Source organism: Achromobacter pestifer (genome assembly GCF_902859625.1).
GTDB lineage: Bacteria > Pseudomonadota > Gammaproteobacteria > Burkholderiales > Burkholderiaceae_B > Achromobacter > Achromobacter pestifer.
In genome coordinates, this window is record NZ_CADIJX010000018.1 from 13,811 (window position 1) to 26,264 (window position 12,454).

Here is a 12,454-nt window from a genome sequence, read left to right on the forward strand (position 1 = left end):
AGGCTAGGCAGGAAATACGCTGACACCGCCCTCTTGCCCAATGGCCTGCTGGCCACGGGCCTGTTGATACTGCCGGGGAGATAATCCGAAGTGCGCGCGGAAGTCGCGCGAAAAATGCGCGCCGTCCGCGAAACCGCAGTCCAACGCAATCTGCGTGATGCTGCAAGGATTATTCAGCAACAACCAGCTTCCGTACTCCAGCCGCAACTGGCGCTGAAACGCCATGGGCGACATGCCCGTGGCTAGGCGGAACGCGCGCTCGAGTTGCCGGCGTCCCACCCCCACATACCGCGCGATGGCATCCAGCGGTGGGGGATTATCAATGCGCTGCTCGATGAAGTGCGCGGCTTGGCGTACCCGCAGATCCTGGATGCCGGACAAGTCGGTGCGGAAATGCGCCTGCGGCACCCGGCCCGGGCGCACGCCTTGCAGCATCATGTGCCGCATTGCCTGCTGGGCCTTGTCGCGCCCGCAATGCCGGGCCACCAGATACAGGCCCAGGTCGATTGCCGCCGTCGACCCCGCGCAAGAAATCAAGTCCCCTTCATCCACGAACAGGCGATCCACCACCGCGCGGGTTTGCGGGAAGCGCTCGCGAAAGGCGTCCAGCACATTCCAATGCACGCACACCGTGCGTGGTCCGATCACGTCGGCCTGCGCCAGCGCGAAAGTGCCGGTGCAGATACCCAGCAGGCGCACACGCAACGCGGCCGCCAACCGCAACCAATCGCGCAGCGGCTCGGGCATGCGGCCATTGATGTAGTCATTGCCGCCGCACACGGCCACGTAATCGAATTCGGCCGGGTCGTCGGGCAGGCTGTCGGCCACGTCTATGGTCAAGCCGGCGCTGGAGCAGCGCGGCTTGCCGTCCCAGCTCATGACGCGCCACGCAGTATGGATTTGCCGGCTGCGGCCACCGTGGTCACCTGCCAGGCGCAATACATCCACCAAACCCGCAAACGCGGCCAGCGTGAACTGGTCCATCAGCACGATGCCGATGGTCAGCGCGGGTTTCCCCGGGGGTAAGCCATCCGAGCCCTCCTCATAGGAGGAAGGCGGGAAAGCGGCGGTCACAGCGGTAGTCATGTCGCAATTATTCAAGTTTTTGTCCCGCGCCTTCAAGCTCGTTTTCCCGGGGATCGCCCAAGATGCAGTTATGGCAACGTCACGGCTCCGTCCAGGAGCGCTGTGTTCCCAAACCAGCCGGGACGGGCCGATAAATCAACAAGGGGAATCCGACATGGCAACAACCACCCGCAGCGCAGTCCGCGCCGCCTTGCTGGGAGCCGGGCTCTTGCTGGCCACCCAGGCAATGGCTCAGCAGCAGAAGATCACCGTCGCCTGGTATGGCGGCAATTGGGGCGACGCCTTCCGTGCCTGCGTGGCCGATCCCTACACCAAGGCTACCGGCGTCACCGTCGTGCCCGAAGTCGGCACCTCGACCACCACGCTGGCCAAACTACAGCAGCAAAAGAACGCGCCGACGATCGACGTGGCCTGGATGGACGGCGGCATCAGCGAACTGGCCGCCCAGGCCGGCGTGCTGGACACGCTGGACGCGGCCTCCATCCCCAACCTGAAAAACGTCATTGATCAGGGCGTGTACCGCAACGGCGATGCGGCCTACGCCGTCAGCACCGGCTATTACTCGCTGGGCATCACCTACAACACCAAGGAAGTGCCGCAGCCGCCGACCAGCTGGAAAGACCTGTGGAAGCCTGAGTACGCCGGCGCCGTGGCCGTGCCCTCGCCCGCGAACTCCTCCGGCGTCCCGTTCATCTTCTTCCTGGCGCGCGTGTGGGCCATTGATCCGTCCAACCTGGCGCCGCTCTACGCCAAGCTGGCCACCCTGGACACCGCCCTGTTCTTCGACAGCTCAGGCGCGGCCAGCAATGCCTACCAAAGCGGCGAGGCGATTATCGGCGCGCACTTCAACGTGGGCGCCTGGGACTTGATCGACAAAGGCCTGCCCATCGGCTTCGCGGTGCCCAAGGAAGGCGCCTGGGCCACGGACGCGCGCCTGCATCTGGTCAAAGGCGCACCCAACGCGGCCGCTGCGCGGAAGTTCATCGACACGGCCTTGACGCCGGACGCAGCCGCTTGCCTGGCCACCCGCCTGTACCTGGGACCGGCGGTCAAAGACGTGCAGGTTTCCAAGGATGTGGCGCGCAAGCTGCCATGGGGCGCTGAAGGATCGGTGAAAAACCTGAGCCTGTTCGACTGGAACCTCATCAACAGCCGCCGCGCCGAAGTCACCGATGCGTGGAACCGCCAGGTTGCCCGCAAGCGCTAGGCCGGGGTCGAACATGTCCGCTTTGCTCACCATCGAAGGCGTGTCGATGCGCTTTGGCGCCTACCAGGCGCTGGACCATATCGACCTGGACATCCAGCAGGGGGAATTCGTGGCCCTGCTGGGCCCCAGCGGCTGCGGCAAGACGACCTTGCTGCGCTCGATCGCCGGCTTTCTGAAACCGGAATCGGGCCGCATCCTGATCGAAGGCCAGGACATCAGCCGCCTGGCCGCGCACCATCGCCCGTTGAATACGGTGTTTCAGAACTATGCGCTGTTTCCGCACATGACCGTGCTGGAAAACGTCGCGTATGGCCCGCGGCGCCAGGGCGCCTCCCGCGCTGACGCCGCCGAACGGGCGCGCGCCGCGCTGGACATGGTGGGGCTGGCGGACTTCGGCCCGCGCTACCCCCGCGAAATGTCCGGCGGTCAACAGCAGCGCGTGGCGCTGGCGCGCGCCATCGTCAACCAGCCCAAGCTGTTGTTGCTGGACGAACCGCTGTCCGCGCTGGACATGAAGCTGCGCAAACGCATGCAGCTCGAACTCAAGCACCTGCAAGCCAAGCTGGGCATCGCCTTCATCTTCGTGACGCACGATCAGGAAGAGGCCATGACCATGGCCGACCGGGTCGTCGTCATGCATGCGGGCCGCATCGAACAGGTGGGCGCGGGCACGGACATCTACCGGCAACCTGCCTCGCGCTTCGTGGCGGAATTCATCGGTGACGCGAATTTCATGGCGTTCACCGCCACGGGCGACGCGCTGCAATTGGACGCCCAAGGCCTGCGCGTGCCGCTTGCCGGCAAGCCGGCGCCCGCGCGCGGGGTAGCGGTACTGCGGCCCGAGGACCTGCGCTTCGGCAGTGAGGCGTCGGCCAGCACGCTATCCGGCGCGGTCACCGACGTCATCAACGTGGGCAGCCACAGCATGATCCACGTGGACATTGGCGGCCAGACCGTGGTGGCGCGTCATGGCGGCATCGCGCCGGACGGCCTGCGGCCAGGAACAACGGTGCATCTGGCGTTCGCGCCTGAACACCTGCATTTGATCGGTGATCAGCCATGACCCGACGCGCCTGGCTCTCACCCGGCCTGCTGCTGGCGGCTCCCGTGCTGTTCTTCGCGGCCTTCTTCCTGGCGCCGCTGGCGGTGGTGGCGTTGGCCAGCATCACGGGGGGCCCGGACGGCGCGACGCTGACGTTGCAGCAATACCTGCGCGTGCTGGCCGATCAATATCACTGGGACGTGATCCTGGTGACATTCCGCCTGGCGTTTTTCACCACCATCGTGTGCGTGGTCCTGGGCTACCCGCTGGCCTGGTATCTGGTGCGCGTGGTGCGCTGGCAAGCCTGGAGGCGCTTTTGCGTGATTCTGCTGGTGGTGCCGCTGTTCACCAGCAACATCGTGCGTGCGTTCGGCTGGATGGTGCTGCTGGGCCGCAACGGCCTGGTCAATCAGGCGCTGGTGGGTGTTGGCGCGGCAGATCGACCCGTGCGTTTCATCGGTACCGAGCTGGGCATTCTGATCGGCATGGTCTATGTGCTGCTGCCCTTTGTGGTGTTGGCTGTCGGTAATGCGCTGGCCCGGGTGGACCCGGCCTGCGAGCAGGCTTCCGCCGATCTGGGAGCCGGGCCCGCGGCAACGTTTTTCCATATCACCTGGCCGTTGACGCTGCCGGGCGTCGTGTCCGGCGCCATCATCGTCTTCACCCTGGCGGTCAGCGCGTATGTGACGCCCGCCCTGCTGTCCGGTGGACGGATTTCGGTGCTGTCGATGCTGATCTTCCAACAATACAGTTCGGTGTTCGACTTCCATTACGGCGGTGCGCTGAGCATGGTGCTGCTGGTCTTCACCCTGATCCTGGTTGCGCTGGCGAACCGCGCCGCCACTCTGCCCGGAGCCGCGCGATGATCGCCCGCCACCTGATCCGCTTGATCGCGCTGGCCGTGCTGGCCTACCTGGCCCTGCCGCTGGTGGTGATCATGGGCGCGTCGTTCACGTCCACGCCGTACCTGGCCTTTCCCCCGCAAGGCTGGACGCTGGAGTGGTATCGCACGCTGCTGGTCGAAGCCGGCTACGTGGCCGCGTTCACGACCAGCACGGTGCTGGCGCTGGCGGCGACCCTTGTCGCGGTGCTGCTGACCGTGCCCGCCGCGCTGGCGTTGGCCCGCTATGAATTCCCCGGCAAGGCGGCGCTGGCGTCGGTGTTGATGTCGCCCCTGGTGCTGCCGCACATCGTGCTGGGCGCGGCATTGCTGCAATACGGCGCCTACTTCGGCCTGACGCGCAGTTTCCTGTCGCTGCTGATCGGGCACATCGTCATCATCGCGCCCTTCGTGCTGCGGTCCACGCTGACGCTGTTGACGCCGGAGCAGCGCGCGCTGGAAGAAGCGTCCGCTGACCTGGGCGCCAACCCATGGACCACGTTCTTCCTGGTGGTGCTGCCGCAGATCCGGCCAGGCATCGTCACCGGTTCCATCTTCGCGTTCATCTCGTCATGGATCAACGTGGAACTGTCCATCTTCAACACCACGGCGGACTTGAACACCATCCCCGTCAAGCTCTTCAACTACGTGCAGTACACGATAGATCCGACCATCGCAGCCGTATCGGGCGCCACGATCGTGGTTGCGGTGATCGCCATCGTCATCCTGGATTTGACCGTCGGGCTGGACATGCTCTCCGAACGCGGCAAATAGTTTCTCGACTCCCGGTTTTTTCTCTCATCCTACTTTTGTCTGGAGCCACAGTCATGCGCAAGCAAGACGCATTCGATGTCATCTATACCCATACCGAAGGCGAGCCCCTGTGCATCGTGCATAGCGGCATCCCCTACCCCGCCGGATCCACCATCCTGGAAAAGCGGGCCTTCCTGGAGCAGAACTACGACTGGCTGCGCCGCGCCCTGATGCGCGAGCCGCGCGGCCACAAGGACATGTTTGGCGTCTTCCTCACGCCGCCTTCCAGCCCTGAATACGATGCCGGCCTGATCTACATCGACGGCACCGAGTATTCGCACATGTGCGGCCACGGCACCATCGCGGTCAGCATGGCGATGGTTGCCAACGGCCTGGTGCCGCGCGGCAAGGACGGCATCACCAAGATCCGCTTTGAAACCACCGCAGGCCTGGTCGTGTCGGAAGTGGCCTCCGAAGGCGACAACGTGCTGTGGACGCGCTTCGAGAACGTGCCAGCCTATGTGGCCGCGCAGGACATCCCGGTGGAACTGCCGGGCTACGGCAAGCTGTCGGCGGACATCGTCTGGGGCGGCAATTATTTCGGCATCGTGGACCTGTCGGGCTGCGACCTGCGGATCTCGCCGGACAACGGTACCGAACTGTCGCGCATGGGTCTGATCGTGCGCGATCAGTTGAACGCACGTCACCGCATCCAGCATCCGACCGAAGCGCACATCAATAATCTGAACTTCATCACGTTCTGGCATCAGCCGACGATCGAAGGCGCGTTCTACAAGAATGTCCACGTGTTCAGCGCGGGGCAATTGGACCGTTCGCCCGGCGGCACCGGCACCAGCGCCATGATGGCCATGTTCGAGGCGCGCGGGAAGATGGGGCTGAACCAGCCGATCAAGTCCGAAGGCCTGCTGGGCAGCGGCACGTTTGAAGGCTGCCTGCTCGGTGAGGTGGACCTGAACGGCACGCGCGCGGTTCGACCGACGGTGAAAGGCACGGCCAGCATCCTGGGCACGGCGCGCTGGGTGATCGACCGTGACGATCCGGTGGGGGCGGGGTTTTTGATCCGCTAAGCGTGGGACAGGCGCGCGAGTGTGCTTGCGCGCCTGCCTTGGAGGGCTCGTAGCGGTTTTTTTGGGGGGGTGCTTTCTGTTGGTCGGGTTGATGGGTTGCGCGCGTTGGGCTTCTGCGTTCTGGTTTGGAGTTTCTCGCGCTACACCCATCCTACGGCGGTGGTATTCAGGTGGCGTCTTCCAGGATCATCTCCGCGCCGCGCTCGGCCACCATCATGACGGCGGCCTGCGTGTTGCCGGACACCATCTTCGGCATCACTGAAGCGTCCACCACGCGCAAGCCCGATACGCCGTTCACGCGCAGCCTGACGTCCGTCACGGCGGCGGCGTCCGATCCCATGCGGCAGGTGCCGATCGGGTGATAGATGGTCTGTCCGTTGCGCCGCGCGAAGTCCAGCCATTGCTCGTCGCTTTCCACTGCGGGGCCGGGGTTGACTTCGGCCTGGATGAACGGCTGCATGGCAGGTTGCTCCACGATGCGCCGCGCCACCTTCATGCCGCCCACGAGACTATCGCGGTCGATCTGCGCCGCCAGGAAGTTGGGACGGATCGACGGGCCTGTCAGCGGGTCCGCCGATTTGATGTGAATGGAACCCAGCGATTCGGGGCGCAGTTGCGCCACCCCGATCGTCATGCCCGGATGCCGATCCAGGATGCGTTCGGCAGCGTTGGCGTAACTGGCGTGCACGAAGAAGAACTGCACGTCAGGCGTTGGCAACGTGGGCGCGCTCTTGACGAAGCCATGGACCAAGCCCGTGCCCAAGGTCAGGATGCCCTTGTGGCGGGTGTAGTAGCGCGCCACTTGTTGCGCCAGACGCCACCCCCGTGACATCTCGTTCAAGGTCACCGTGCCTTTCACCCGCCAGTTCATGCGCGTGGCGAAGTGGTCAATGTAGTTTTCACCGACCTGCGTCTGCGCGTGCAACACGGGGATGTTGAACGATTGCAGCAAGGCGGGATTGCCCACACCGGACAATTCCAGCAATTGCGGCGATTGCACTGCGCCCAGGCACAGCACGGTTTCGCGGCGCGCGCGCACCGTATGCACTTGCCCGTTCTTGCGGTACACGACGCCAACGCAGCGCTTGCCTTCAAACATCAGCCGGGTCACGTGCGCGCCGCATTCCACGCTCAGGTTCTTGCGGCCGGCGGCGGGCTTCATGTAGCCATCGACCACGCTCCAGCGCCTGCCTCGGTGTTGAAGTACCTGGTAGTACCCCACGCCTTCCTGGTTGCCGCTGTTGTAGTCGGGGTTCAGCGGCTGGCCGTCTTCCTGCGCCGCGCGCAAAAAGGCGTCGGATACCGGGAAGCGTTCAGCCACTTCCTCCAGATGCATCGGCCCCTGCTTGCCACGGCCTTCACCGCCCGCGTCGTAGTGTTCGACCTTGCGGAAGATGCGCTCGGCCAGCCGGTGGTTCCACCCCGTCGCGCCAGCGGCTTCCCAACCGTCGTAATCCTGTGGCTGGCCTCGCACGTAGATCATGCCGTTGATCAGCGTCGAGCCGCCCACACCCTTGCCACGCGGCACCGCGATGGTCCGGCCGTAGACGTTGTCCTCCGGCTCGGTCGCAAAGCGCCAGTTGTAGTCCGGATTCACCAACAGCTTGGAAAAGCCCGCCGGAATCGATATCCACATGCTGCGCGCTTCGTGCCCGGCTTCCAGCATCAATACCCGATGCTTGCCATCGGCGGTCAGCCGGTTGGCCAGGATGCAGCCCGCCGTTCCGCCGCCCACAATAATGAAATCGTAATCGCCCATCGTTTATCCACCGAGTCCTGAGATTGGCTGCATGCGCTACTTCACGGGGGCGACGCCCAGCATCTCGGCCATCAGCTCGATCTGGCAGGCCAGCATCGGGGCGCCGTAATGGACTTTGCAACCCTTGGCCTGCGCGGCCAGCAGCAACGCCGTGTCCTTGGGCTGCATGATGACTTCGCATACCAGTTGATCCGGCGTCAGGCGGCCGGTATCCAGCGGCAGTGCGTCGCCCTCTTTCATGCCCAGTGACGTGCCATTGATGACCAGGTCATGGCCCGACGGGTCCGGCGTACCTACGTCGATCTGTGCGTTGGGATGCAGCGACAGGATGCGAGCCTTCAGGTCCTGGGCCTTGGCGGGGGTGCGATTGGCGATGGTCAGCCGCGACACGCCAGCCTGGATCAGCGCGAAACCGATCGCGTTGGCCGCGCCACCCGCGCCCGCCAGATAGGCGCTTTTTCCTTGCACGGCCACGCCGGCCGTTTGCAGCCCGCGCACGAAACCTTCGCCATCCAGCATGTGCGCCGTCAGCCGGCCGTCGGCATCGCGGCGAACCACATTGGCCGCGCCAATCTTTTGAGCCACCGGCGTCACCTCGTCCACCAGATCCAGAATGGCGGTCTTGTGCGGCATCGTGACGATGACACCGCCCAGATTTTCCAGGCGGCGCAAGCCTTCGACCACGGCGGCCAAATTATCAGGGCGTGCGTGAAACGGCACGCAAACGCCGTCATACCCAATCTTGGCGAATAGCTCGTTCATGCGCTGAGGCGTCTTCACATGATGGATCGGGTCGGCCAGGATGCCGAACAGGCGCGTGTTTCCGCTGATTTCCTTCATTGTGTTCTCCGGGAGCTCAGGCTTTGCCTGAAGATGCGATCAATTCGCGAGCCACTTCACCGATGCCCGAGGCATCCAGTTTGTAGTGGGCGTACAGCGTGGTAGGCGGCGCGATCAGGCTGTATTCATCATAGATGCCGTGGCGGCACAGGCGCGTGCCCGTGCCAACATCGGCCAAGACCTCGGCAACCGCCGACCCCAGCCCGCCCAGCACGTTGTGTTCCTCCACCGTCATCATCAAGCGCGACTGGCCTGCGGCCGCCAGCACGGCGTCACGATCCAGCGGCTTGATGGTCGGCATGTCGATCACGCCCACCGACAGGCCTTCCTGGCGCAACTGCTCGGCCGCAGCCAACGCGGCGTGCAACGTGATCCCGCAGGCGATGATGTTCAGGTCGGCGCCCGAGGAGTGCACGATGGCGCGGCCGAATTCGAAGGGCACGCCGTCTTCATAGACCTGCGGATCGCGGCCGCGTCCGATGCGGAAGTAGATCGGTTCCGGCCAATTGACCGAGGCCTTGATGGCGGACGCCAACTGCGGGCCATCCGCGGGCGAGACGACCGTCAGGCCGGCCAGCGCGCGCATGGTCGAGATGTCTTCGGTGGCATGGTGCGAGGTGCCGTAAAACCCCAGACTGATGCCGGTATGGTGGCCAATCAGGCGGACGGGCAGCTTGGTATAGGCCACGTCCATGCGGATCTGCTCGCAGCAAAGCAGACCCAGGAATGACGCGAAGGTGGCCACGAACGGCATCATGCCGGTGGTGGCCAGGCCCGCCGCGGCCGACACCATGTTCTGCTCGGAAATGCCGAATTGGACATAGCGATCGGGGTAAGCCTGCGCAAAGCGATTCAGGCCGTTGGAGTATTGCAAATCCGCGGACCCGGCCACCACGGGGTGCCCGGCCTGCGCCAATTCAATCAGTGCGTCGGAAAGATAGGACAGCCCGGGGTTCACCGCGTTCAGGGCGCGGTACTGCCAGGAGTCGGGAGAGAGGACTTGTGCCTGTGCCATTCAGATCTCGCGGGAGAGGATTTCGTCGACGGCGCTTTGCGCGTCCTGCAGCGCCAGGTAGCCCAAATGCCAGCCCGGTTCGGTTTCCATGTAGGACACGCCTTTGCCCTTGAGCGTCTTCGCAATCACGCATGCCGGCTTGGCGCGCGCATCGTCCGCGCGCAAGCGCCGCAGCAACGCCGTCAGTTCCAACAGGTTGTGGCCGTCGACTTCGTGAACTTCCCAGCCGAATGCCTGCCACTTTTCCTTTAGCGATTCCACGCCCATCACGTCGTCCACCTTGCCGTCCAGCTGATAGCCGTTGCGGTCGATGATGGCGATCAGGCGCGATAACCGGTTGTGCGCGGCAAACAGCGCGGCCTCCCAGACCTGCCCTTCCTGCATCTCGCCGTCGCCCAGCATCACGAAGACATTGAAGTCGCGTTGGCTCATGCGCCCGCCCATCGCCATGCCCACGCCGTTGGACAGCGCGTGCCCGATGGAGCCCGAGCTGAAGTCCACGCCCGGCACCTTGCTCATGTCGGGGTGGTCGCCCAAAGGGCTGCCCAGTCGGGTGTAGCCATCCAGCAGCGCACGGTCGATGAAACCGTGGTCCGCCAGCACCGGGAACAAGCCGACGGCGGCATGCCCCTTTCCCATCAGGAAGCGGTCACGGTCGGGCCAGTGCGGTTCGCCCGCACGCAGCCGCATCACGTCGTAGTACAGCGACGCGAATATCTCCGCGCACGAGAAGACCGAGCTGTAGTGCCCGACCTTGGCGATCTCGATAAGCCTGATTGTCTCCAGCCGGATATAGCGGGCCTTTTCCCGCAGCATCCCGACCTCCCCCTCGGTGGGGGCCTCCTGGTTGTGGCGCATGGCGCGTCCTTTCTTCGTTAGGATATATGATATATAATATACCCATTGAGCTTGAATTGGCTATGGCGGGCTAGAATTCATTCCGGATTCACCCGTTCCCTCAATACAGCAAGCCCGAAACGTCATGCCCAGCCTTAAACCGGTAAAAAAAGAGAACCTCTCCGTCAGGGTCTACAACGAAATCCGCAATGCCCTGATTAACGGGCAGTACGAACCCGGAGAACGCCTGATCATTGGCGAACTGGCCCAGGAAATGGGCGTGTCCATCACGCCTGTACGCGAAGCCATCTTCCGCCTGATCAGCGAGCAAGGCCTGGAGATGCAGGCCGCCACCGCGGTCTACGTGCCCTATGTGAATTCGGAAAAGCTGCGCGAAATCCAGCAGATCCGTTTTCACCTGGAAGGCATGGGCGCCGCCGAGGCCGCGCAGAACATCACGCGCAAGCAACTGGACAACCTGATCGCCTTGCAGCGGGACTTCATTTCCTGCACCTCGACAGACCCCAAGCGCGCCAGCTACCTGAACCGCAAGTTCCACTTCGGCATCCTGGAAGCCAGCAACAAGCCCATCCTGCGCAGCACGGTGGAATCGTTCTGGGTGATCACCGGTCCCATCCTGAAGGTCTTCCACGTCAAGACCGCCGGACTGGACTATTCCGAAAACGAACACCGCCACGAAGCCGTGCTGGAAGCGCTGGAAGCGCGCGATTCCGAAGCCGCGCGCAGCGCCATCCAGGCTGATCTGGTCTGGGGCGGCAAGATCATGATCGATTGGTTGGTCGAACGCGAAAAAGAACTCGACTACCGCCCTCCCGTGCCACGCAAATAGGACCACTTCATGCTGAAGATTTTTGGCGCCCCCTGCCGCTACATACAGGGGGCGGGCGCCCTGGACACCCTGGGCCAGTACGCCGCCTTGTTTGGACGCCGCGCCGCGTTGGTCATTGACCGATACGTCCATGGCGTATTGGGACCAAGAATCGAAGCCTTGTGCGCCGAACACGATGTGGCGTTGACACCTTTGATCGTCGATGGCGACCTGACGCCTGAACTGATTGCGCAACTGCGCGCGCAGGCCACGCAGGCCGGCATCGGCATGGTGATCGCGGTGGGCGGCGGCAAGTCGCTGGATGCCGGCAAGGCGGTGGCGAAGGCCGCCCACTGCCACCTGATCACGGTGCCCACGGTGGCGTCCAACGACGCGCCCACCAGCAAGAACTACGTGCTGTATGACGCGCATCACAACCTCTTGGCGGTTGAACACATGCTGTTCAACCCCACGGTGGTGCTGGTGGACACCGCCATCATCGCGACCGCGCCGGTGCATTTCTTCCGCGCCGGACTGGGTGACGCCGTGTCGAAGAAATTCGAGGCCGAGCAATGCCAGCGCAATGGCGGCAAGAACATGTACGACGGCGCTCCATTGCTATCCGCGCAACTGATCGCGGATGGCTGCCTGCGCACCCTGCTGGCCGACGGCGCGGACGCCGTGGCGGTGGCTGGCACCGGACAGCCCACGCCGGCGTTTGAGCGAGTGGTGGAAGCGATGATCCTCATGAGCGGTCTCGGTTTTGAAAGCGGCGGCTTGTCCATTGCCCATGCCCTGACGCGCGGCTTGCCAAAGATCGGCGGCGTGGCGACCGCGCTGCACGGCCTGCAAGTGGCGGTGGGCCTGCTGGTGCAACTGGACCTGGAGCAGCGCAGCGACGGCATGCTGGCGGACCTGACCCAGTGGTACGCCCAGGTCGGCCTGCCCACCACGCTGCACGAACTGGGCGCGGCCGATTCGCCCAGCGACGCGGACCTGACCCTGGCGGCCGAATTGACCTTGAAAGCCCGTCATGCCGCCAATTTTGATCGCGCGCTGACCGTCACCGAGCTTGCCGACGCGCTGCGCCGCCACGCTTGAACAAGGCCGGCGCCCTC

The 12,454-nt window shown here is 64.2% G+C and carries 12 protein-coding genes; 7 read left to right on the forward strand and 5 right to left on the reverse strand.

All coding sequences use genetic code 11. The features are described from left to right. Positions 1 to 3: 3 nt before the first annotated feature. Positions 4 to 1,086, reverse strand: coding sequence for a GlxA family transcriptional regulator (locus HV753_RS30825; protein WP_175178370.1), 1,083 nt, complete (start codon positions 1,084 to 1,086; stop codon positions 4 to 6). Between the two features lie 154 nt (positions 1,087 to 1,240). On the opposite strand from HV753_RS30825, the gene HV753_RS30830 reads away from it, so the two are divergent. The 5 genes from HV753_RS30830 to HV753_RS30850 are packed head-to-tail and all read left to right on the forward strand — an operon-like array spanning position 1,241 to position 6,056. After that, positions 1,241 to 2,293: an ABC transporter substrate-binding protein gene (locus HV753_RS30830; RefSeq protein ID WP_175178371.1), complete on the forward strand. Its 1,053-nt coding sequence runs from the start codon at positions 1,241 to 1,243 to the stop codon at positions 2,291 to 2,293. A 13-nt stretch (positions 2,294 to 2,306) separates the two neighbouring features. After that, complete coding sequence (locus tag HV753_RS30835) at positions 2,307 to 3,356, forward strand: ABC transporter ATP-binding protein (protein ID WP_175178372.1); 1,050 nt, start codon at positions 2,307 to 2,309, stop codon at positions 3,354 to 3,356. Then, positions 3,353 to 4,201, forward strand: coding sequence for an ABC transporter permease (locus tag HV753_RS30840; RefSeq protein ID WP_175178373.1), 849 nt, complete (start codon positions 3,353 to 3,355; stop codon positions 4,199 to 4,201). The genes HV753_RS30835 and HV753_RS30840 overlap by 4 nt, the downstream gene beginning before the upstream one ends. Then, positions 4,198 to 4,989, forward strand: a complete 792-nt coding sequence (locus HV753_RS30845; RefSeq protein WP_175178374.1) for an ABC transporter permease — start codon at positions 4,198 to 4,200, stop codon at positions 4,987 to 4,989. Before HV753_RS30840 ends, HV753_RS30845 begins: the two co-directional genes overlap by 4 nt. A 53-nt stretch (positions 4,990 to 5,042) precedes the next feature. Further along, positions 5,043 to 6,056 (forward strand): proline racemase family protein, encoded by a 1,014-nt coding sequence (locus tag HV753_RS30850; RefSeq protein WP_175178375.1) that lies wholly within the window; start codon positions 5,043 to 5,045, stop codon positions 6,054 to 6,056. 166 nt (positions 6,057 to 6,222) lie between these two features. Here the strand turns inward: HV753_RS30850 and HV753_RS30855 are convergent, their stop codons facing one another. Genes HV753_RS30855 through HV753_RS30870 form a run of 4 tightly spaced genes read right to left on the reverse strand, consistent with a single transcriptional unit; the run spans position 6,223 to position 10,528 of the window. After that, positions 6,223 to 7,815, reverse strand: a complete 1,593-nt coding sequence (locus tag HV753_RS30855) for a GMC family oxidoreductase (RefSeq protein WP_175178376.1) — start codon at positions 7,813 to 7,815, stop codon at positions 6,223 to 6,225. Positions 7,816 to 7,851: 36 nt separating this feature from the next. Next, on the reverse strand, positions 7,852 to 8,655 hold the full coding sequence (locus HV753_RS30860) for a shikimate dehydrogenase family protein (RefSeq protein ID WP_175178377.1): 804 nt from the start codon (positions 8,653 to 8,655) through the stop codon (positions 7,852 to 7,854). Positions 8,656 to 8,671: 16 nt separating this feature from the next. Further along, positions 8,672 to 9,670 carry a transketolase family protein gene (locus HV753_RS30865; protein ID WP_175178378.1) on the reverse strand — a complete coding sequence of 333 codons (999 nt, stop codon included), beginning with the start codon at positions 9,668 to 9,670 and terminating at the stop codon, positions 8,672 to 8,674. Continuing rightward, complete coding sequence (locus HV753_RS30870) at positions 9,671 to 10,528, reverse strand: transketolase (RefSeq protein ID WP_175178379.1); 858 nt, start codon at positions 10,526 to 10,528, stop codon at positions 9,671 to 9,673. Positions 10,529 to 10,652: 124 nt separating this feature from the next. On the opposite strand from HV753_RS30870, the gene HV753_RS30875 reads away from it, so the two are divergent. Next, positions 10,653 to 11,357, forward strand: a complete 705-nt coding sequence (locus HV753_RS30875; protein ID WP_175178380.1) for a GntR family transcriptional regulator — start codon at positions 10,653 to 10,655, stop codon at positions 11,355 to 11,357. Positions 11,358 to 11,366: 9 nt separating this feature from the next. Continuing rightward, positions 11,367 to 12,437 (forward strand): glycerol dehydrogenase, encoded by a 1,071-nt coding sequence (locus HV753_RS30880; RefSeq protein WP_175178381.1) that lies wholly within the window; start codon positions 11,367 to 11,369, stop codon positions 12,435 to 12,437. Positions 12,438 to 12,454: the final 17 nt, after the last annotated feature.